General features: G+C 62.0%; 22 protein-coding genes. 7 read left to right on the plus strand and 15 right to left on the minus strand.

All coding sequences use genetic code 11. The features are described 5' to 3' along the window. Positions 1–16: 16 nt before the first annotated feature. Genes flgK through flgB form a run of 10 tightly spaced genes read right to left on the minus strand, consistent with a single transcriptional unit; the run spans position 17 to position 9,381 of the window. Complete coding sequence (gene flgK, locus RMO57_RS08530; RefSeq protein ID WP_310385769.1) at positions 17–2,062, minus strand: flagellar hook-associated protein FlgK; 2,046 nt, start codon at positions 2,060–2,062, stop codon at positions 17–19. A gap of 25 nt (positions 2,063–2,087) precedes the next feature. Continuing rightward, positions 2,088–2,951 carry a flagellar assembly peptidoglycan hydrolase FlgJ gene (gene flgJ, locus RMO57_RS08535; protein WP_310385770.1) on the minus strand — a complete coding sequence of 288 codons (864 nt, stop codon included), beginning with the start codon at positions 2,949–2,951 and terminating at the stop codon, positions 2,088–2,090. A 1-nt stretch (position 2,952) separates the two neighbouring features. After that, positions 2,953–4,107, minus strand: coding sequence for a flagellar basal body P-ring protein FlgI (locus RMO57_RS08540; protein ID WP_310385771.1), 1,155 nt, complete (start codon positions 4,105–4,107; stop codon positions 2,953–2,955). Between the two features lie 43 nt (positions 4,108–4,150). Then, complete coding sequence (locus RMO57_RS08545; protein WP_310385772.1) at positions 4,151–4,849, minus strand: flagellar basal body L-ring protein FlgH; 699 nt, start codon at positions 4,847–4,849, stop codon at positions 4,151–4,153. An 8-nt stretch (positions 4,850–4,857) separates the two neighbouring features. Beyond that, on the minus strand, positions 4,858–5,640 hold the full coding sequence (gene flgG / locus RMO57_RS08550; RefSeq protein ID WP_310385773.1) for a flagellar basal-body rod protein FlgG: 783 nt from the start codon (positions 5,638–5,640) through the stop codon (positions 4,858–4,860). Positions 5,641–5,664: 24 nt separating this feature from the next. Then, the gene (flgF, locus tag RMO57_RS08555) at positions 5,665–6,390 is read right to left on the minus strand and encodes a flagellar basal-body rod protein FlgF (RefSeq protein ID WP_310385774.1); all 726 of its coding nucleotides are present in this window, start codon (positions 6,388–6,390) and stop codon (positions 5,665–5,667) included. A gap of 40 nt (positions 6,391–6,430) precedes the next feature. Continuing rightward, positions 6,431–7,804, minus strand: coding sequence for a flagellar hook protein FlgE (gene flgE, locus RMO57_RS08560; protein WP_310385775.1), 1,374 nt, complete (start codon positions 7,802–7,804; stop codon positions 6,431–6,433). 36 nt (positions 7,805–7,840) lie between these two features. Next, positions 7,841–8,494: a flagellar hook assembly protein FlgD gene (locus RMO57_RS08565; RefSeq protein WP_310385776.1), complete on the minus strand. Its 654-nt coding sequence runs from the start codon at positions 8,492–8,494 to the stop codon at positions 7,841–7,843. Positions 8,495–8,516: 22 nt separating this feature from the next. Beyond that, positions 8,517–8,933, minus strand: a complete 417-nt coding sequence (gene flgC / locus RMO57_RS08570) for a flagellar basal body rod protein FlgC (protein WP_263569999.1) — start codon at positions 8,931–8,933, stop codon at positions 8,517–8,519. A gap of 34 nt (positions 8,934–8,967) precedes the next feature. Continuing rightward, the gene (flgB, locus tag RMO57_RS08575) at positions 8,968–9,381 is read right to left on the minus strand and encodes a flagellar basal body rod protein FlgB (protein ID WP_310385777.1); all 414 of its coding nucleotides are present in this window, start codon (positions 9,379–9,381) and stop codon (positions 8,968–8,970) included. Between the two features lie 208 nt (positions 9,382–9,589). Here flgB and flgA point away from each other — a divergent pair, with 208 nt between their 5' ends. From flgA to RMO57_RS08590, 3 genes are all read left to right on the plus strand, one after another. After that, the gene (gene flgA / locus RMO57_RS08580; protein WP_310385778.1) at positions 9,590–10,330 is read left to right on the plus strand and encodes a flagellar basal body P-ring formation chaperone FlgA; all 741 of its coding nucleotides are present in this window, start codon (positions 9,590–9,592) and stop codon (positions 10,328–10,330) included. A gap of 214 nt (positions 10,331–10,544) precedes the next feature. Further along, complete coding sequence (gene flgM / locus RMO57_RS08585; RefSeq protein WP_310385779.1) at positions 10,545–10,874, plus strand: flagellar biosynthesis anti-sigma factor FlgM; 330 nt, start codon at positions 10,545–10,547, stop codon at positions 10,872–10,874. Positions 10,875–10,984: 110 nt separating this feature from the next. Beyond that, positions 10,985–11,386, plus strand: a complete 402-nt coding sequence (locus RMO57_RS08590; RefSeq protein WP_310385780.1) for a hypothetical protein — start codon at positions 10,985–10,987, stop codon at positions 11,384–11,386. A 33-nt stretch (positions 11,387–11,419) separates the two neighbouring features. On the opposite strand, the gene RMO57_RS08595 is transcribed toward RMO57_RS08590, so the two are convergent. Continuing rightward, entirely contained in the window at positions 11,420–11,854 is a 435-nt protein-coding gene (locus RMO57_RS08595) for a DUF1841 family protein (protein WP_310385781.1), read from the minus strand. Between the two features lie 100 nt (positions 11,855–11,954). Between RMO57_RS08595 and RMO57_RS08600 the strand changes: the two genes are divergently transcribed. From RMO57_RS08600 to RMO57_RS08610, 3 genes are read left to right on the plus strand one after another with little or no spacing between them, the layout of a single operon-like run. Further along, a complete protein-coding gene (locus RMO57_RS08600) occupies positions 11,955–12,605 on the plus strand; it encodes a ParA family protein (protein ID WP_310385782.1) in 651 nt (216 codons plus the stop codon). Then, the gene (locus RMO57_RS08605; RefSeq protein ID WP_310385783.1) at positions 12,598–13,050 is read left to right on the plus strand and encodes a MaoC family dehydratase; all 453 of its coding nucleotides are present in this window, start codon (positions 12,598–12,600) and stop codon (positions 13,048–13,050) included. Before RMO57_RS08600 ends, RMO57_RS08605 begins: the two co-directional genes overlap by 8 nt. A gap of 53 nt (positions 13,051–13,103) precedes the next feature. Continuing rightward, the gene (locus tag RMO57_RS08610; protein ID WP_310385784.1) at positions 13,104–13,847 is read left to right on the plus strand and encodes a response regulator transcription factor; all 744 of its coding nucleotides are present in this window, start codon (positions 13,104–13,106) and stop codon (positions 13,845–13,847) included. Between the two features lie 116 nt (positions 13,848–13,963). On the opposite strand, the gene RMO57_RS08615 is transcribed toward RMO57_RS08610, so the two are convergent. The 4 genes from RMO57_RS08615 to RMO57_RS08630 all read right to left on the minus strand — a co-directional run bounded on the left by RMO57_RS08615 (position 13,964) and on the right by RMO57_RS08630 (position 17,559). Then, a complete protein-coding gene (locus RMO57_RS08615; protein WP_310385785.1) occupies positions 13,964–14,827 on the minus strand; it encodes a ScpA family protein in 864 nt (287 codons plus the stop codon). Positions 14,828–14,876: 49 nt separating this feature from the next. Then, positions 14,877–15,080, minus strand: coding sequence for a DUF3460 family protein (locus tag RMO57_RS08620; protein ID WP_310385786.1), 204 nt, complete (start codon positions 15,078–15,080; stop codon positions 14,877–14,879). A gap of 62 nt (positions 15,081–15,142) precedes the next feature. Further along, positions 15,143–17,197, minus strand: a complete 2,055-nt coding sequence (metG, locus tag RMO57_RS08625) for a methionine--tRNA ligase (protein ID WP_310385787.1) — start codon at positions 17,195–17,197, stop codon at positions 15,143–15,145. A 164-nt stretch (positions 17,198–17,361) separates the two neighbouring features. Then, a complete protein-coding gene (locus RMO57_RS08630; protein ID WP_310385788.1) occupies positions 17,362–17,559 on the minus strand; it encodes a hypothetical protein in 198 nt (65 codons plus the stop codon). 647 nt (positions 17,560–18,206) lie between these two features. Between RMO57_RS08630 and minC the strand changes: the two genes are divergently transcribed. Next, positions 18,207–19,094 carry a septum site-determining protein MinC gene (gene minC / locus RMO57_RS08635; protein ID WP_310385789.1) on the plus strand — a complete coding sequence of 296 codons (888 nt, stop codon included), beginning with the start codon at positions 18,207–18,209 and terminating at the stop codon, positions 19,092–19,094. The last annotated feature ends 67 nt before the right edge of the window (positions 19,095–19,161 follow it).

Below are 19,161 nucleotides of genomic sequence, written 5' to 3' on the forward strand. Positions count from 1 at the left end.
CCTTGAATGACCTGATTCAGCGGGCTGCGATTCGCATCAGCTCATCAAAAATGGACTGGGCCGCCTGCAGCACCTTGGCGGCCGCTTGATAGCCCTGTTGGTACTGCATCAGGCGCGACGCTTCTTCGTCGATATTGACGCCGGCCTGGCCGGCCCGACTGGCTTCGGCATCGGCCGCCACGCTGACCGAGACGCCGGACAAATAAGTGGCACCCTGCACACGCGAACCAATCTCGCTCATCGAGGACGCATAGGCCTCATTGACCGTCGATCCCACCGCCAAGCTGCCGTCGGGTTGCAGGCGCTGCCCGATGAACTTCTCGGTCTGGATATTGAGGAAGGCCTTGGCGTTGCCGTTGTTGGTCGCCGTGTACTTGGTGACTTCGATCGAAACCATGTCGTTTTCGCGCGGCACGCCGTTCAGGGTCAATTCAAAACCGAGGTCAATGGCTGGCGTTGCGTTGGGCTGGTTGCCGATGCGTTGCCCGGCCGACCAGGTGCCGTTCAGCACCGAGCCATCGGCCAGCGTCAGCGCATAGGGTACGGAGCCGTCCTCCTTCAATGTGCCGTCGGGCTGCATGACCTTGCTGGGCGCGCCAAAGCTGATTGTCATCGGCGCCCCCGTCACTTCCACCTTGGAGCCGTCCGAGACCACCTTCAGCTGGTCGTTGACGGCGTACAACGAGTTGACGGTGATGGTTCCCGTGTTGTCAATATGGGTGGTGGCGCTGAGCGGCGAAGCGGCCGCAATGCCCGAGGTTTGATCCAGCACGCGGCGCATTTCGAGGGCTGCTTGTCCCACCGGCTCCAGCACGAAGGTATCACTGGCGCCCAGCGGAGCCCCGTTGAACTTGAATTCAAAGCCGTCAACGGTTTCCCCTTCGGCCACGCTTCGTGCGAGGTTGTCGCTCAAGCGGGTCAGCAAGTACTTGCCGGCACCCCCGTTGGGATCGGCCTGCAGTTTGTAGGCACTGGCCTGCAGCTGATTGGCATTGCTGATGGTCACTGCCGCGTCGGTCAGAAACTTGCCGCCGGCCTTGCCATTGGTGCTGGCCGGCAAGGCGCGCGGCGCACCGACAGCGAACAGATCCGCACCTTGCCCGGCCGGGTCTGACAGATCCAGGCCTAGTTTTTGCTGGCTGTTGACCCGGTAGGAGATGGCCGCAGACATTTGCCCCAACATATTGCGCGCATCTTGCAAATCCTTGTTCTGAAATCTCAGCAAGGCGGTCAATGATCCACCGGTCAGCACACTTTCATCCAACTGGCGGCTGTTGCCGGGCGTGCCAATGCTCAAGGCACCGCGTTTGTTGTCGTAGGAGTCAGGAGTGACCGACAAGGACTCTGCCTTGGCGCCCAGCACCAGACTCTGGCCGCCGCCGATAAAGACCCCGACCGAACCGTCAGAGGCAGTCAGGGTGGAGACCTGGACATACTCGCTCAAGTTGGAGATCAGCCGGTCGCGTTTGTCGAGCAAGTCATTGGGCATGTGGCCGGTGCCGACCGCCCCCGAAATTTCTCGATTGGCAAACGCAATTTGTTGCGCCAACTGGTTCACCACATCGACGTTGGTGCGCATATCGCTGATGACGCCGGCCTGCATTTCGCCCAGTTGCTGGCCGGCACTGGCGAAGCGCGAAGCCAACTCGGTGGCGCGGCCCATCACGACCTGCCGTGCCGACGGATCCGAAGGGCGGCTGGTGACATCGACCATGGCACTGAGAAACTGCCCGGCGGCGGCGCCCAGGCCGGTCTCCCCGGGCGGGAAGACCTTTTCCAGCTGCGACATTTTGTCCATGCTGGTGGAGTCCATATGGGCCGTCGCCTTGGAGTTCACGGCCCGGCTGGTCAGAAACTCGTTGTGAGCGCGTTCCACCGTTTGTACGTTGACGCCGCGGCCGAAGAAGCCGCCGCCGGTGAACTGACCGTTTGGCGTCGTCAAGATGACGGACTGGCGTGAATAGCCCGCTGTATTGGCATTCGCAATGTTTTGCCCGACCGCCTGGATCGCGGCCTGGTTGGCCATCATGGCCTGGATGCCAATCGACAGTAAAGATCCCATGCTCTGCGCTCCCTACCTCAGCCCGTCAGGCCAGGGCACGCTGTACGCGCACCGTGGTGTTGATGACGCGAGCCAGCTTGGCGGCGTACTCGGGGTCGGTGGCGTAGCCGGCTTTTTGCAGGCCGCGGGCGAAGCCCTCGGCGCTGCCGCTCTGGGCTTGGGCCATCACCTTGCTGTAGCGCTCGTTGCTGCCGATCAGCTTGGCGTAGTCCTTGAAGCCTTCTTCATAGCTGGCGTAGGCACGGAACTTGGCCATGACTTTTTGCGGCTTGCCGTCAATGAACTCGGTGGTCTGCACCTCGGCCACGCGGCCGGTCCAGCTGGACGTGGCCTTGATGCCGAAGACGTTGAAGGACGGTGTGCCGCCGGCGCCGGTGATTTCTCGTTTGCCCCAGCCCGACTCATGCGCGGCTTGCGCCAGCATGAAGCTGGCCGGGATGCCGGTTTGCGCCTCGGCTGCCTTGGCCGCACCGTCGTGCTTTTGAATGAAGCTCTGCACATGCGGCGCGATGCCTTTTTGGGCCATCGCCGGCAAGGGCTGCAGGGTTTTGTCGCCGGGCTTTTCACCGTCTTTCCCACTGATGCCCAGCTGGCGTTGCAAATGGCGCTCGATCGCGCCCGACAAGCCGCCGGGCAGGCCGGTCATCTTGCCGGCGAATTGGGTGTCCAGCATTTCGGTGCCGAGCTTGGTGGCCGAGTTCTCCATCATCTCGGAGGACATGGTGGCGGCGCGCATGCTTTTCATCACCTCTTGCATGAAGAGGGACTCGAACTGCTTGGCGGTTTCGCGGATGCTGGACTTGGGGTCGCGCACCGCCGAGCCGCGCAGGGATTCGATCGAGCGGAAATCGGTGCCACCCGAGTTCAGGGTGTTGAGAGACACGGCCATTTCAAATTACCTCCAGCTCGGCGTTCAAAGCGCCCGAACTCTTCATCGCTTGCAGGATGGCCAGCAGGTCTTGCGGTGTGGCGCCCAAGGAATTGAGCGCCTTCACCACATCGGCCAACTTGGCGCCGGCCGGCAGTTGGATCAAGTTGCCGGGTTCTTGTTTGATGGCGATGTCGGTCTTCTCGCTGACCACGGTTTGGCCGCCGGACAAGGCATTGGGCTGGCTGATCACCGGCGTTGAGCTGATCGTCACCGACAAGCTGCCATGCGCCACCGCGCAGGCCGCCAAGGTCACCGCCTGGTTGATCACCACCGAGCCGGTGCGCGCATTGATGATGATGCGGGCGGCCGGTTCGGACAGCTCCAGCGTCAGGTTTTCCATATCGGCCATGAAGTTGACGCGCTCGTCGGCGTCCATTGGGGCGCGCACGCGCACCACTCGGCCGTCCACCGCCTGAGCCACGCCGGCCCCCTTGGCCTTGTTGATGGCACGCGCCACGGCGCGGGCGGTGGTGAAGTCAATCGAATTCAAATCGAGCTGGATGAAGTCACTGATTTGCAGCGGCGTGGCGACACTGCGCTCGACCAAGGCCCCCGACGGGATGCGGCCGGCGCTGAGGTGATTGACCTGCACCTTGGAGCCGCCCGCCGCGGCGCCGGCGCCGGCGATGATCAAATTGCCCTGGGCCATCGCATAGACCTGACCATCGGCGCCGCGCAGGGGTGTCGAGATCAAGGTGCCGCCGCGCAAGCTTTTGGAGTTGCCGATCGAGGCGACGGTGATGTCGATTTGTTGGCCCGGCTGTGCGAAGGCCGGCAGCTGCGCCGTCACCATCACGGCGGCCACGTTCTTGGGCTGAATCGTCACGCCGGGCGGCAAGGTCACGCCGAACTGTTGCAGCATGGCCGCCAGGCTTTGGCCGGTGTACGGCGCCTGAGTGGTTTGGTCGCCGGTGCCGTCCAGGCCCACCACCAGCCCGTAGCCGGTCAGGGCATTGTTGCGCACCCCCTGGACGGAGGCGACCTCCTTGATGCGGGCCGCCTCGGCCGCATTGGGCCACCCGAGCAGGGCGCTGAGCAGGGCGCCGAGCAACAGCAGGGCCGAAAAGAGCGGGCCGTTGGCGCTGAAAATGGTGGTTTTTGAGGAGGTTTGCATGATGGTCGTGAAGGGGGACTTCTACGACCGATTTTGCGCAAACTTAAATCGGCGAAAGGTTCAAAAAGAAGCGGGAGAACCAGCCTATTCCGTGTATGTCGGAGGTGGCGCCGCGGCCCTTTTGCTCGATCCGCACATTGGCCACCGAGGCCGAGGCAATGATATTGCCCTGGGTGATCATGTGGGGGTCAACCTGGCCCGAGAAGCGCAGCACATCGACGTTGTGGTTGACACCGATCTGCTTCTCGCCGCTGATCAAGAGGTGGCCATTGGGCAGCACGGCGGTCACCACCGCGGTGATGCTGCCGGAGAAGTTGTTGGAGTTCTCGTTGCTGCCCTTGCCGGCGGCCGTGGTGGCCGAATTGCCGGCGGCCGAGGCGCGCGCAAAGGCATTCGGGCTGACGAAGGGGATGGCCGAAACCGCGGCGCTGAGGGTGCCGCTCTTGTTCAGGGCGCTGGTCGAGCTTTGGCTGGCGCTGATCTTCTCGACGATCTGCACGATCAAGGTGTCGCCGGCGATGCGTGCGCGGTGATCCTCGAACAGCGGCCGGTAGCTGGCCGCCTGGTAGATGGACCCGTTGCTGGGGCTGTGTTGCGGCAAGGACGGCAGCGTCACGACCGGGCCCGGCTGCAGCTCGACTTGCGGTTCGCGGTAGAGCGTGCCGCAGCCGGCAAGCGCCAAGGTCCAGGCCAGCGCGCAGGGCAGCGCGAGCCGCCGCATGAAAGAAAGCTTGTGGGTCATGGAAAGCCTCAAATCTGGGCGAGTTTTTGCAGCATCTGGTCCGAGGTCTGAATCGCCTTGGAGTTCATTTCATAGGCGCGCTGGGTCTGAATCATCGCCACCAGTTCTTCCACCACATTGACGTTGGAGGTTTCCACATAGCCTTGCTGCAGCATGCCCAGGCCATCGGAGGCCGGTGTGCCGTTCGTCGGGGTGCCGGAGGAGGCGGTTTCGGTGAAGAGGTTTTGGCCCTTGGGGTCCAGGCCGGCCGGATTGATGAAGTTGGCCAGCTGGACTTGACCCACGGTTTGCGGCGCCGGGTTGCCCGGCAGCGTGACGCTGACCGTGCCGTCATTGCCGACCGTCACGCTTTGGGCATTGTTCGGGATGGTGATGCCGGGCAGCAGCGTGAGGCCGTTGTTGTTGACGATCTGGCCGGCCGCGCTGAGTTGGAAGGAGCCGTCGCGGGTGTAGGCGGTGGTGCCGTCCGGCTGCTGAATCTGGAAGAAGCCATTGCCCTTGATGGCGATGTCCAGATTGTTGCTGGTCTGCTGCAGATTGCCCTGGGTGTAGATGCGCGCGGTGGCCACCGGGCGCACGCCCAGGCCGACCTGCAGGCCGGTCGGCAACTGGGTTTGCTCGGTGGTGTTGGCCCCGCTTTGGCGCAGGTTTTGATACATCAGGTCTTCGAAGATGGCGTGCGAGCGCTTGTAGCCATTGGTCGACACATTGGCCAGGTTCTGCGAGATGGTGTCCAGCTGGGTTTGCTGGGCTTCCATGCCGGTCTTGGCGATATAGAGGGAGCGAATCATGGTGGCTGTCCTTGAAGAACTGCGTTAGGTGGAGCCGAGCAATTTGGCCGACTGCTGGCCCTGCGTCTGGGCAATTTGCAGCAGCTTCATCTGCTGCTCGAACTGGCGGGCGGCGGCAATCATGCCGACCATGGTCTCGACCGGGCTGACATTGGAGCCCTCCAGCGCACCGTCTTGCACGCGTGCGTCCGCATTGGCGGCTAAGTCGCCTTCGGCGGCTCTGAACAGTCCATCCGGCCCGCGGGTCAGCGGCGCTTCGGGCGTGACGAGCTTGAGCTTGGCGACCGTGCTGGTTTTGCCTTTGCTGTCTTTGGCGCTGATGGTGCCGTCGCCGCCGATGGCCAGCTCGGTGTTCTGCGGCACCGTGATCGGGCCGCCGTCACCAATCACCTGCAGGCCATTGCGTGTCACCAGCAGGCCCTCCACATTGACGTCGAGCGAGCCGGCGCGGGTGTAGGCCTCGGTGCCGTCCAGCCCCTGCACGGCCAGCCAGGCGCTGTCCTTCATGGCCACGTCCAGATTGCGTCCGGTGGCTTGCACCGGCCCGCCGTTGGGGTTGTAGCCGGTGGTGGTTTCGAGCGCATAGGCACGCGTGCTGGCGCCGTCGCCATTCACCGGCACCGCCCGAAACGCCTGCAACTCGGCCCGAAAGCCGTTGGTCGAGACATTGGCCAGATTGTTGGCGAGCACGTCTTGGCGCTGCATCGCGGCCTTGGCGCCGGCCATCGAGAGGTAAATCATGCGGTCCATGGTGGGCCTCCTTCAGTCCGGCATTGATCTTGCAAATTCATCAACGCAGGTTGACGATGGTTTGCAGAACCTGGTCTTGCGTCTTGATGGTTTGCGCGCTGGCCTGGTAGGCGCGCTGCGCTGTCACCATATTGACCAGCTCAGCGGTCAGGTCGATATTGGATTCCTCCAGCGCGCCGGACTGGATGCGGCCCAAGTTGCCGTCCCCTGCGACGCCGACCACCGCCTCACCCGAGGTGAGGGTGCGCGCCCAGCGGTTGCCACCCAAGGGCTGCAAGCCCTGCGGGTTGATGAAGTTGGCCAGTTCGACCTGTCCGGCGGGCTTGGATTGGCCGTTCGAGTAGCGCGCCGTCACGACGCCGGTTCCCTCGACCACGATGCCGGTCAGCTGCGCCGGGGCGTAGCCGTTTTGGGTCAGATTCGTGACACCAAAGCTGGAGCCGTTTTCGCTCGCCCCCAATACATTCAGTGAGACTCCGAGGATCTCCAGGCTTGAGCCTGTCAGTGTAGAAGTGGCTGGAATTTGCATCGCCAGTTCCGCCGTGGGTGAGATGGGCTTGCCGCCCTTGGGGTCAAACTCAAGCGTGGTGTACGGCGAAATCATCCGGGCCACGGCCGGCGGAATGGCGGCCGGATCGGCCGGCGTCGTGAGGGTGGGATTGCCGGCTGAATCTTTGGTGAAGAACTCCCCGTTGGCGGTCGCGAAGACATTCCATTTGGTGGTTTCCAAGGGGTCTACGGTGGCGGTCGGTGGGTCGGCCAAGGGGCCGCTCTCAGGCTGAACTTTTTGGAAGTAAAAGGTCACCGCGACGTTTTGTCCCTTGGCGTCAAAGGCGGTCAGCGAGGTGGCGTTGTTATAGGTCTTGGCGTCTTTCAGGTTGATGCCGGGATCCACCGTCTTGCCGGTATAGATGGCGCGCGAGTCAAGATTGAACTCCATCTTCACTTCGGAGGTTGGCTTTGGCGCAATGCCGGCGGTTGGCAGGCGCAAGGTTTGCGCCAAACCGGGTTGAATCACGCCGGTGGCGTCGGCCGGGTAGCCCAGCAATTTGAAGCCTTCGCCGTTGACAATGAAGCCCTCTTGGCTGACCTTGAATTGCCCATTGCGTGAGTAAGACACGGGACTCTTGCCGTCGCCCACCTGGAAGAAACCACCGCCATTGATGGCCAGATCCATCGGGTTGTCGGTGGCGGTGATGTTGCCCTGCGTGAACTGTTGGGAGACCGTGCCCAGCGCCACGCCGATGCCGATGGGGCTGCCCCCGGCGCCGCTGAGCGCACCGGCATAGACCTCCTTGAATTCCGCCCGCGAGGACTTGGCGCCATAGGTGCCCGCGTTGGCGATATTGTTGCCAATCACATCAAGATTCTTGGCGGCGGCATTGAGGCCGGATAGACCTTGTTGAAAGCTCATGATGGTGCCTTGTTCTGGGGTGCGTTGGGAGTGAGATCAGTCGATCGTCTTGATGCTGGCGTAGTCGACCAGGCCGGCGTTTTGCAACTGCAGTTGCAGCTTTGATCCGCTGGTGTTGACGGCCAGCACCTTGTCCAGGCTGTAGGGCACGTTCGCGACTGCGGCGGCGCCGTTGCTGGCGGTGATGCGGAAGTTGTAGCTGGCAGCCGGGTCGTTCTTGTCGGCCGCCCACTCGAAGTTGTGTCGGCCAGAGCCCTGTGCGCCAAGCTGAACCGTGTCGACCACAGTGCCGGCCGGGCTGAGCACTTCGAGCTTGACGGCATCGGCCGGTGCGCCGAGCTCGAACACCCCTTTGCCGTTGCCTTGGTCCATCTGCAGGCGATTGCCCTCCACCGTGACATCCCGTCCAACCAGAGAAACGCTTTGCAGCGCCTGCATCTGGACAAATTGCGAGGACAAGGCCTTGATGCTGGTGTCCAGGGTGCTGACACCGGTGACCGTCTGAATCTGCGCCATCTGGCTGGTGACCTGCGCGTTGTCCATCGGGTTCATCGGGTCTTGATTCTTCATTTGAGCGATCAGCAGCTTCATGAACCGATCCTGCGTGTCGGCGGCATTTTTGCTGCCTTGGGATGCCAGCGTAGCGGTCGCTGAAGTGCCTGAGGTGTTGGTGACTGCGGCTGTGGCCATGATGAGCTTTCTGTGTCAGTCCTCAGGACTGACCAAGTTGCAGGGTTTTGAGCAGCAGGCTTTTTGCCGTGCTCATCACTTCGATATTGTTTTGATAGGAGCGTGAGGCCGAAATCATGTTGACCATTTCCTCGACCGTGTTGACATTGCTATAGGTCACATAGCCCTCGGCATCGGCTTTTGGGTGCTTGGGGTCATGGACACGGCGCCCCGGTGTCTGGTCTTCGCTGATGGTGCTGACGCGCACACCGGCACTGGCGGGGTCGTTGCCGGCACCGACCAAGGCGGTCTGAAACACCACCTGGCGCGCTTTGTAGGCCTGGCCGTCGGGCCCGGCCACGGTCTCGGCATTGGCCAGATTGCTGGCCACCACATTGAGGCGCTGGCTTTGCGCGCTGACCGCGCTGCCGGCGACATTGAAGATCTGGAACATTGACATGAGGGACTCCTGTTCTCAAGCTGATTCGCTGGCGTCAGGCTGAGTTATGCGACTTCATCGCATCCAGCGTCGTGCGCACCGAACCGCTGATGAAGCGCAGCGTCGCCTCGTACTTGACCGAGTTGTCGGCGAAGCTGGCGCGCTCGCGGTCCATGTCCACGGTGTTGCTATCAAGATTGGTTTGCGCCGCCATGGAAAATTGCTTCTGGCTTTCGCTGCGTGCGCCGGCCGGCGGCGCGATGTGGCCACTTTGGGTGGTTCTGAGGGCGCCGGCCTGTGCGTTGTCGGAGCTGGCCTCACGCAGGGCGCGGGCGAAGTCCATATCCTTGGCTTGGAAACCCGGCGTGTCGGCATTGGCAATATTGCTGGCCAGCAGGCGCTGCCGCTCCGACCGCAGCGTCAGGGCCTGGGTCTGGAAATTCAAAGCATCGGTCAGTCGGTTCAGCATGATGGGTACCTCGGGGTCGCGGCCGACTCAAACATCAAGAGCGGCGGTCAATTCCTTGCTGGCTGACGAAGGTCGGGCGAGAGGCGAGGGAATCGGCGATGTGAGCCAATTGTGTTGGTGGCTTGCAGAAAACATTAGCGGGATAAGCAATGGCTTTGCTGCGCATTTCGCAGCAAGGCAAATCGGAGCCTGGGACTAAAGTTCAGCCATGTTCCAGATTCGCCCACCCTCCCTGAAAAGCGCGCGCCGACTGGCCAGCCTTATGGGGCTGGGTGTGGCTTGCTTGAGTGGCATTGCGCTGGCTCAGGACGAGAGCATGCTGAATGCCGAGTTGACTTTGCAGGTGCAACAAGTAGCCCAAGCAGGCGCCCGGGTCGGCACGCCGGCGCAGGCCCGCGTTGAAGTGCAAATTGGCCGCCTTGATCCCAGGCTCAAGCTCGCTCCCTGCAAGCAGGTGCAACCTTACCTGCCGCCCGGCTTGCAAATGTGGGGTCGCAGCCGGATTGGACTGCGTTGTCTTGACGGCCTGGTGCGCTGGAACGTCAGCTTGCCGGTGACGGTCAAGGTCTATGCCCGCGCCTTGGTCGCTGCGGACGCTTTGCCCGCCGGGACGGTGCTGACTCAAGCTCTGCTCAGCACAGCCGAAATAGATATAGCGGCGCAAGCGGGTGCGGTATTCTCGGACGCCGGAGGGTTGGTCGGACGCACGCTCAGCCGCCCCTTGGCGGCCGGGGAAGCCGTGCGAAGCCAGAATTTGAAGGTGCGGCAATGGTTCGCCGCTGGTGAAACCGTGATGGTCCGGGCCGTAGGCTCGGGCTATTCGGTGGCCAGGGAAGGCCAAGCATTGACGGCGGGACTGGAGGGGCAAAGCGTCAAGGTCCGGTTTGAGAATGGCCGGGTGATTTCTGGCCGGGCGGTGGGTGACAGGCATGTGGAGATGCTGCTATGAATGCAACCAAGCTCTCGTTGTCGCCCGCGCACAAGCAGTCTCGTCGGCGCGGCTCGGTCGCCACGACGCCGGGGAGATTTTTTGTCAAATGTTCTAAAGTTTTCTCGTTGCCTGTCGATACACCGAAAAAGCCGCTCTGTTTTGAGAGAACGTCGAGCGGGTTTGAGCAAAACCTGGAAAGATTTGGGCTAGCCTCAAGTCTATGGAGAACAGCATGAAGATCGGTAACAGTCCTGAAGTCGCGTCGGCCCCAGTGGGGCTAGACAAACCCGCAGCGGCCCAAACGGGACGCGCGCCAGCCAATGGCACGAGCACGCCGGTCGGGGGCAAGAAGCCGCCAGAAGCCAGTGCCAAGCTGGAGTTGTCGACCAACGCCACCCAGCTGCTGCAAGGCGTGCCCGACGACGGCAGCTTTGACGCCGCCAAGGTCAGCCGTATTTCCCAGGCCATTACGGACGGCAAGTTCACCGTCAATGCCAATGTGATCGCGGAAAAGCTGATTGCCAACGCGCAGGAAATGCTCGGTCGAATGACGCCGCACTGAGTTGCGGATGTGGTCAGCGCTTGGCCAAAGCTTAGCCAAAACGAAGGCCTATTTTCTCCTGTACCTGAACGCTTAAACCGCGTTCTCAACGCCTTATGGCGGGGACTGTCATGCAAGCTTTGCCCACCTCAGATCCAAATGCCGCGGCGGTCAGCCAGCAGCTTGAACAGCCCTTGCTGGAGGTGGAGAGCTGCCTGAATTTGCTGGGCGACGCCCTGCTGCGCCGCGACACCGGCGCGATCGAGCAATATGCCGGCAAGCTGCACCAAGCCCTGGCGCAGGCCATCTCGCGTTTCAGTGACGCAGCCCGCAGCGGCGCCGTGCCCCCCAATTTACGGCACCGCCTGGCGCTGGCCGGTGGCCGTGTGGCGGCCCAGCGCGAGTCCCTCGCCAGGGCTACCGCCGCCCTAGACCGGGCCATTGATGTGTTGATGCCGGGGGAAAATACGGGTCTGTATTCGGCCTCCGGCAAGAATGAGCGCAAGGCCTTGGGCGGGTCGATTCAAGCCTGAGCCCGCGACATGCCCCTTGCTCAAAAAGCCACGCTAGCGATGCGTGGCTTTTTTGCTGACGCAGTCGAGATAGCGGTGACCATCGGGCGGCAAGCCGCTGCGCTGTGACGCCCAGATCATTTCACCCAGGCAATCCATGGCGACATGCTGGGCCTCATGCAGCGAATTGCGTTTGGCCGCCAGCAAGTCGATGGCTTGGCGAATGCCGTGAGGTTGATCGATCGATTGCTGTTCGCTGATGGTGAGGTGCATGGACAGATGTAAAAACGGATTGGCGCGGCCGTCTTCCACGCTGTAGACGGCGGCCAGCGCGGCGGCCTCGTCCGTCAGCTCGGCGTGATACTCCGGATGCTGTTCAATCCAATCGGCAGCAATCACCTCCATTGGGATCAGCGGCTGCTTGTCGCGCAGCTTGCGATAGGTGGCGCAAAAAAAGCGCCGTACGTCGAGTTGTGAGGGTGCAAACATGGCTTGATTGTCGCAGTGCCGGCCGCCTAGCGTGGCCGGCCTGGCCGTTGGGCCGCTACCATTGGCGGCCGTAGTGAAAATATCCAAGTGAGGAGCTGTCATGCCTGTGATCCTGATCGCCAATCCCAAGGGCGGGGTGGGCAAAAGCACGCTCGCGACCAATACCGCCGGCTATCTGGCCCGGCGCGGCCATGCGGTGATGTTGGGCGATGTGGATAAGCAGCAGTCGGCGCGCCGCTGGCTGAGCTTGCGTACGGCCGAGCTGCCCTTGATCCGGGGCTGGGAGCTGGACGCCGAGCAACAAACCGTCAAGCCGCCCAAGGGCGTCAGCCATGTGGTGATGGACAGCCCGGCCGGCCTCAGCGGCAAGAAATTGCGTGCGCTTTACAAATTGGCGGACAAGATTCTGATCCCGCTGCAGCCAAGTTTGTTTGACATCCAGGCGACCTTTGACTTTGTGCAGAAGCTGCAGGAGTTGCGCGCCGAAAATGAGGGTCGCGGCGCCGGCAAGGCCCCGCAGCTGGCCATCGTCGGCATGCGGGCCAAGGAGGGCACCCTGTCGGTGCAGCAGCTGCAGGACTTTCTGCCCGAGTTGGCAGTGCCGGTTTTGGGCCTGCTGCGTGACACGCAAAACTATGTGCAGCTGGCGGCGCGCGGCATGACGCTGTGGGATGTGGCGCCGAGTCGGGTCGAGCGCGATCTGGCTCAATGGCTGCCCGTCACCGCTTGGCTAGAGGCTGCCAATGCGTGAGTTTGAGCGACTGCTGGAGTTGACCGATCTGGTGGGTCAAGAGATCGGCTGCAGTGAGTGGATTCTGGTGGACCAGGCTCGCATTCAGCGCTTTGCCGATGCCAGTGATGACCAGCAATGGATACACACCGATCCGCAGCGAGCGGCCGCCGGCCCGTTTGGCACCTGCATCGCCCATGGGTTTTTGACGCTCAGCCTGATCCCGCGCTTCTTTGAAACCGCCTTCATGGTGCGCGAGAGCCGTCTGGGCCTGAACTACGGCCTCAACCGCGTGCGTTTTCCGGCGCCGGTGCCGGTGGACAGCCGGCTGCGCGGTCGCTTCAAGCTGCTTAAATGCGAGCCCGTCGACGGCGGCGTGCAGCTGTGCATCGAGGTCAGCGTCGAGCGTGAGGGCGCGGCCAAACCGGTCTGCGTCGCGGAATCGCTGACTCGGCAGTTTCGCTAGCCCTATCATTTGCGCCATATGAAGTTAAAAGTACATCGCCAAAGGGGGCGCCCATGAAAGTCTTGCTCATCGATGATCATCCGCTGATCTTGTCGGCATTGAAGACCGTCATTGAAGGCTTGGACGACAGCGTCGAGGTGATCGGCGTTGACAGCGCCGCGGCCGCGCGCCTGGAACTGGGCAAGCATGCCGACTTTGATCTGGTGCTGCTTGATTTGCAGCTCGGCGACGCCAGTGGTTTTGATGTGCTGGATGAGTTCCGCGGCGCCTATCCAGCTTTGCCGGTGGTGGTGATCTCGGCCTCCGACCGCGCCAGCGATGTGATTCGCGCGATCGACCAGGGCGCGATGGGGTTTGTGCCCAAACGTGCCGGCACCGAATTGCTGTCGCAGGCGCTGAAGCTGGTGATGGCCGGAGGCATCTACGTGCCGCCGATGAATTTGGGCGCGCCGGAAAGCCCAAGTTTGAGCGGCAAGGCCTCGACCAAGCAGGCCAAGCTGGTGCAGATCCAGCAGCAGGCGATGGCGTCCAATTACCAGGTGTCCACGGGGCTGGAAAGTCTGGCCTTGACGCCGCGCCAAACCGATGTGTTGGCCCTGCTCTTGCAAGGCAAGCCGAACAAGATCATTGCGCGTGAACTGGGCATCACGGTGGAGACGGTCAAGGACCATGTGGCCGCCGTGCTGAAGGCGCTCGGCGTGGGCTCTCGAACCCAGGCGGTCTTGGCGGTCGGCCAGATGGTGCAGCACCAGCCGGAAACGATGTTCTCAACCTGGCGCGGCGCCCCTACCAGCTGAATTGGGACTTACGCAAAACCGCCCCAGCGTCGTTATGACGCCTTGCCGTACAAGGCGTACTGTCTGCGGCGTCATGCCTAGCTGGAACAATTTTGCGTAAGTCCTATGAATGAAGTTCAGCTCGGCTTGTAGGCCAGCCTGACATAGATGGGCGCGAAGGCCTCGGCCTGGGTAATTTCCAGCAGCCGCTCGCGCGCCAGCTCCAGCATCGCGATGAAGGTCACCACCAGCACCGGCTGGCCGCGGCTGACATCGAACAGCTGCTGGAACTCCAAAAATCGCTCACCTTGCAGGCGCCGCAGCACGATGCTCATATGCTCGCGCACCGACAGCTGTTCGCGCGTGATCTTGTGGTGCTGATTGAGCTTGGCCCGGCGCAGGATGTCGGCCCAGGCGTCGCGCAAGTCGTTCGCATCCACGTCCGGAAAACGCGGCAGCAGCGATGGCTCGGTATGCACTTGGGCGAGCTGAAAATCGCGCCCCGCGACCGGCAAGGCGCCCAGCCGCGCGGCGGCCAACTTGATCTGCTCATATTCCAGCAGCCGGCGCACCAGCTCGGCGCGGGGATCCTCGGGTTCGGAGCCGTCGTCGGTCTTCTTGGGCGGCAGCAGCATGCGGGATTTGATCTCGATCAGCATCGCCGCCATCAGCAAATACTCGCTCGCCAACTCCAGATTGTGTTTGCGCAGCTGGTCCACGTAGCTCAAGTACTGGCGCGTCACATCGGCCAGCGGGATGTCCAGAATATTGAAATTCTGGCGCCGGATCAGGTAAATCAGCAGGTCCAGCGGGCCTTGAAAGGCTTCGAGAAAAAGCTCCAGCGCGTCCGGCGGGATGTACAGATCCAGCGGCATCTGGAACAGCGGTTCACCGTAGAGCCGCGCCACGGCGACCGCGTCCACGGTCTCGGGCAGACCCGGAACGGCCGGCGCCAAGGGGTCGAGCGCGGGCAGGCTGACGCTGGCGGGAGCGACACTCATGCACGCATTCAATCAAACAGTCAGTTGGTCGGGCGGCCTGAAAAACCAGCTACTTGGCGCTGGTCTGGTAGACGTAGGGCTGCTGGGGCACGCGAGCGGCACTGAACTCGGCTTGTTCGGCACGGTCCACCGGCTTTTCCCACAGCAGTGCTCGGCCGGCGCGTTGTTCCTGCTCCAGCGTCGGCTTCTTGGCCTTCAATTCATCGATGAAATTGCTGACTTCGGACTTGTAAGGCTTCCAGAACAATGGCATGGCGTTGGGTGTCAAAAGCAAGAAAGGCCTGAGTTTACAGGCGGGTCGGTACGCATCAAGTTTCAGCGCACCCGCATGCCGGGTTGCGCACCAGGGAAGGGTTCCAGCACAAAGATGCCGGGCTTGGCCTTCTCGTCGGCATGTGAGGCCGCCAGCACCATGCCTTCGCTGATGCCGAACTTCATCTTGCGCGGCGCCAGATTCGCCACCAGCACGGTCAACTTGCCTTCCAGCTGCTCGGGTTTGTAGGCACTCTTGATGCCGCTGAAGACATTCCTCAAGCGGCCTTCGCCGGCGTCCAGGGTCAGGCGCAAGAGCTTGTCTGAACCCTCGACGACCTCGGCCTTGACGATTTTGGCGATGCGCAGATCGACCTTGGAGAAGTCATCGATCTTGATTTCTGGCGCCAGTTCCTCGCCGCCGGGGACCACTTTGGGGGCTTCCGGCGCCTCGAACAAAGCGTCCAGCAACTTGGCATCGACGCGCTGCATCAGGTGTTGATAGGCGCCGATTTGGTGTGGGCCCATCGCACGCGCGGCGTCGGCGAACTGCAAAGGCTCGATGCGCAAGAAGGCCTCGACCTTGGCCGCCAGTTCGGGCAGTACCGGCTTCAAGTAAATCGTCAGCAGACGGAAGGCCTCGATGCAGACGCTGCAGACGTCGTGCAGCACGGCGTCCATGCCTTCCTGCTTGGCCAAATCCCAAGGCTTGTGCTGGTCCACATACTCGTTGACCCGGTCGGCCAGCAACATGATTTCGCGCAGCGCCTTGCCGAACTCGCGCTCCTCGTACAGCTCGGCAATTTTGTCGGCATGCGCGCGCAGCCCGTCCAGCAGCGTGCGGCCCTCGACGCCCAAGTCGCCGGACAAATGACCGTCAAAACGTTTGGTCAGGAAGCCGGCCGCGCGGCTGGCGATATTGATGTATTTGCCGACCAGATCGCTGTTGATGCGGGCGCAGAAGTCTTCCGGGTTGAAGTCGATGTCCTCGACCTTGGCGTTCAGCTTGGCCGCAATGTAGTAGCGCAGCCATTCGGCGTTCAGACCCAGGCCCAGATACTTCAAGGGGTCGAGGCCGGTGCCACGGCTCTTGCTCATCTTCTCGCCGTTGTTGACGGTCATGAAGCCGTGCACATAGACATGATTGGGCGTTTTGCGGCCGCTGAAGTGCAGCATCGCCGGCCAGAACAAGGTGTGGAAATAGGTGATGTCCTTACCGATGAAGTGGATCTGCTCCACCGTTTCGTCGGCCATATAGGCATCAAAGGCGTCGGAGTCGGCGCCGGTCTTGGCGAAGTAGTTCTTCAGCGAGGCCAGATAGCCGATCGGCGCGTCCAGCCAAACGTAGAAATACTTGCCCGGCGCGTCCGGGATCTCGATGCCGAAATAGGGCGCGTCGCGGCTGATGTCCCAGTCACCCAGGCCGCCCTTGCCGTCGGCATCTTTGGCAAACCATTCCTTGATCTTGTTAAAGACCTCGGGCTGCAGGCGCCCCGGCGTCTGCGTCCATTCTTCAAGGAAAGCGACGCAGCGTGGGTCGCTGAGCTTGAAGAAATAATGCTCGGAGCTCTTCATCACCGGCGTGGCACCGGACAGCACCGAGAACGGGTTCTTCACCTCGGTCGGCGTGTAGACCGCACCGCAGACCTCGCAGGAGTCGCCGTACTGGTCCTTGGCGCCGCATTTCGGGCATTCGCCCTTGATGAAGCGGTCGGGCAGGAACATCTGCTTTTCGGGGTCGAAGAACTGCTCGATGGTCTTCACATCGATCAGCTCATTGCGGCGCAGCGCAAGGTAGACGTCGCGGCTCAGTTCGTGGTTCTCGGGCCCATCGGTCGAGTGCCAGTTGTCGAAGCTGATGTGAAAGCCGTCGATATAGGCCTTGCGGCCGGCGGCGATATTGGCGACGAAGGCTTGCGATGTGATGCCGGCCTTTTCGGCCGCGATCATGATGGGTGCGCCATGCGCGTCGTCGGCGCAGACGAAATTCACCTGCTGGCCGCGCATGCGCTGGAAGCGCACCCAGATATCGGCCTGCGTCCATTCCATGATGTGGCCAATATGGCAGTTGCCATTGGCGTAGGGCAGGGCGGTCGTGACGAAGAGCTTACGGGTCATGGTGTCTTTGCGGGCCTGGCAGCAGATGCCGGCAGCAGTGCCGGGCAGGCCCGCATTTTAGGGCCAGCGCAAGCGGTGCCCTTCGGTCGCTGCGCTAAAACACCGGACCAAGCCTTTGCGGCCGGGCGTTCAAGGCCTGGCCAAGTCTCGCCGCGGCTTGCCGTTCAGGTGGCAGCGGGCGGTGTGTCCGGGCTGGCAGCGGGTTTGTCGGCGGCGTCGCCTTCAGGACTGTCACCGCCATCGACAGGCTGGCCGTCGCCGTCCACCTTGCCGCCGATCTTGCGCTGGCGCTTTTCTTCGACCTTGCGCTTCTTGGCCAATTCACGTTGGCGTTTTTCGTATGAGTAGTTGGGTGTGGCCAATGCCGTGCTCCTGCAAGAGTCCGCGAGACGCGGATTTGCCGTCACTGTAACCGCTACGGGCACCCGTGCCCTCACAGGGCGCTGCTCGTCAACGCCTTTTGCGGGACTGCGAGTTAGCGGCGAATACTCCATTTAAGTTGAGGCATGGTCCTTAAGTCTATGATTTTTAAAGCCTTCAAAGGCTATCCACCTTTGCTGTGGATAACTTTGTGGACAAGGGCGGTGGGGCGGCACCAAGCCCTTGAAACGCGGCGCTTGGGCTTAGCCTGCCTCATTTCGGAGCACCGGCCTGAGTTGTATATAAATCAATGACTTAGCTTGGTGCGGCGGGGGCGGCGTGCCTGCCTGCAAAATTCAAGCCACGGCCCTTGACCGCGGCTCAAAATGGGGATAAGTCAAGCTTGCACTGGCAGATGTCACGAAAATGGGTGACAAACCTCGCACAGGGGCGGCCGATTTTTCCACAGACGCTGTGGATATCCATGTGGGTTGGGCTGGCAAAGCGCGCATAAGTGCTTGATTGCTTTGGTGCTTTGTTGGCTTGCTTAAATTTGTTGCAAGCGGTTTTTCGGCTCTGGGGCCAACGCCTAGAGGCAGCTTCGTGCACCGCGGCTAAAATCGCGCCCTTTGCACAACAGCAGCACTCGATGTCTCAGGCACAACAAGATACACAGCAAGGTCGGACGGCATCAAAGATCGCCGATGTATTCGAGTTGAAGAGCGCCTCTTTGAGCCTGCTCTCCTTGGTTCTGAAGTCGGCGGATTTGCCGGCTTTGGCGGCGGCCCTGCACGAGCGGCTGGGCGATACGCCGCATGTGTTCAACCACGAGCCCCTGCTGATCGATTTGACGCAGCTTGCCCGTGCGAGCGCCGCACAGCACCACGGCGACGGCGACGGCGCCGAGCCCGCGCAATTGCGCCTAGACGACGAGGCTGAGGGCGAGCAGGCGCTTGACCTCGCCGTTTTGCTGTCGATGTTGCGGCAGTACAACATGCAGCCGGTGGCCGTGCTGGGCGCCAATGCGCTTGAGTTGGCGCAAGCATTGGCCTTGGGGCTCGCCGAATCGCCTCCGCTCGACCAGCCCCAGGGCAGTCGCCCGGCGCTGGCGGCTGCGGTGCAGATCCAAGAAGTCATCAAAGAGGTGCAGGTCGAGGTGCAGGTCGAAGTGATTCGCGAGGTGCTGGTGCCGGCCGAGGCCGCCAAGACCATGATCATCGACAAGCCCTTGCGCTCGGGCCAGCAGGTCTATGCCAAGGGTGGTGATCTGGTGGTGCTGGCCCTGGTCAACCACGGCGCCGAGGTGATCGCCGACGGCAGCATCCATGTCTACGCGCCGCTGCGCGGCAAGGCGATTGCTGGCGCCAAGGGCAATACCGAGGCACGTATTTTTGCCACCAGCATGGAGGCCGAGCTGATTGCCATCGCGGGCACCTACCGCACGACCGAGAACCCGCTGCCGGACAGCGTGTTTGGCAAGCCGGCGCAGATCCGCCTGGAAGGTGAAAAATTAATCATGGAGCCGCTCAAGTTTTGAAATGAATGCAATCGCGGCGCCGAATTCTTCGGCTGCTTTAAGAAATATCTATTTTTAGGAAATTGAT

Source organism: Roseateles sp. (assembly GCF_031397715.1).
In the GTDB taxonomy this organism is placed as follows: Bacteria; Pseudomonadota; Gammaproteobacteria; order Burkholderiales; family Burkholderiaceae_C; genus Paucibacter_A.

What these genes read in the sequence shown, in the direction of transcription:
- flgK (WP_310385769.1), bottom strand. Translation starts at nt 2,062, where the DNA reads ATGGGATCTTTACTGTCGATTGGCATCCAGGCCATGATGGCCAACCAG.
- flgJ (WP_310385770.1), bottom strand. Translation starts at nt 2,951, where the DNA reads ATGGCCGTGTCTCTCAACACCCTGAACTCGGGTGGCACCGATTTCCGC.
- RMO57_RS08540 (WP_310385771.1), bottom strand. Translation starts at nt 4,107, where the DNA reads ATGCAAACCTCCTCAAAAACCACCATTTTCAGCGCCAACGGCCCGCTC.
- RMO57_RS08545 (WP_310385772.1), bottom strand. Translation starts at nt 4,849, where the DNA reads ATGACCCACAAGCTTTCTTTCATGCGGCGGCTCGCGCTGCCCTGCGCG.
- flgG (WP_310385773.1), bottom strand. Translation starts at nt 5,640, where the DNA reads ATGATTCGCTCCCTCTATATCGCCAAGACCGGCATGGAAGCCCAGCAA.
- flgF (WP_310385774.1), bottom strand. Translation starts at nt 6,390, where the DNA reads ATGGACCGCATGATTTACCTCTCGATGGCCGGCGCCAAGGCCGCGATG.
- flgE (WP_310385775.1), bottom strand. Translation starts at nt 7,804, where the DNA reads ATGAGCTTTCAACAAGGTCTATCCGGCCTCAATGCCGCCGCCAAGAAT.
- RMO57_RS08565 (WP_310385776.1), bottom strand. Translation starts at nt 8,494, where the DNA reads ATGGCCACAGCCGCAGTCACCAACACCTCAGGCACTTCAGCGACCGCT.
- flgC (WP_263569999.1), bottom strand. Translation starts at nt 8,933, where the DNA reads ATGTCAATGTTCCAGATCTTCAATGTCGCCGGCAGCGCGGTCAGCGCG.
- flgB (WP_310385777.1), bottom strand. Translation starts at nt 9,381, where the DNA reads ATGCTGAACCGACTGACCGATGCTTTGAATTTCCAGACCCAGGCCCTG.
- flgA (WP_310385778.1), top strand. Translation starts at nt 9,590, where the DNA reads ATGTTCCAGATTCGCCCACCCTCCCTGAAAAGCGCGCGCCGACTGGCC.
- flgM (WP_310385779.1), top strand. Translation starts at nt 10,545, where the DNA reads ATGAAGATCGGTAACAGTCCTGAAGTCGCGTCGGCCCCAGTGGGGCTA.
- RMO57_RS08590 (WP_310385780.1), top strand. Translation starts at nt 10,985, where the DNA reads ATGCAAGCTTTGCCCACCTCAGATCCAAATGCCGCGGCGGTCAGCCAG.
- RMO57_RS08595 (WP_310385781.1), bottom strand. Translation starts at nt 11,854, where the DNA reads ATGTTTGCACCCTCACAACTCGACGTACGGCGCTTTTTTTGCGCCACC.
- RMO57_RS08600 (WP_310385782.1), top strand. Translation starts at nt 11,955, where the DNA reads ATGCCTGTGATCCTGATCGCCAATCCCAAGGGCGGGGTGGGCAAAAGC.
- RMO57_RS08605 (WP_310385783.1), top strand. Translation starts at nt 12,598, where the DNA reads ATGCGTGAGTTTGAGCGACTGCTGGAGTTGACCGATCTGGTGGGTCAA.
- RMO57_RS08610 (WP_310385784.1), top strand. Translation starts at nt 13,104, where the DNA reads ATGAAAGTCTTGCTCATCGATGATCATCCGCTGATCTTGTCGGCATTG.
- RMO57_RS08615 (WP_310385785.1), bottom strand. Translation starts at nt 14,827, where the DNA reads ATGAGTGTCGCTCCCGCCAGCGTCAGCCTGCCCGCGCTCGACCCCTTG.
- RMO57_RS08620 (WP_310385786.1), bottom strand. Translation starts at nt 15,080, where the DNA reads ATGCCATTGTTCTGGAAGCCTTACAAGTCCGAAGTCAGCAATTTCATC.
- metG (WP_310385787.1), bottom strand. Translation starts at nt 17,197, where the DNA reads ATGACCCGTAAGCTCTTCGTCACGACCGCCCTGCCCTACGCCAATGGC.
- minC (WP_310385789.1), top strand. Translation starts at nt 18,207, where the DNA reads ATGTCTCAGGCACAACAAGATACACAGCAAGGTCGGACGGCATCAAAG.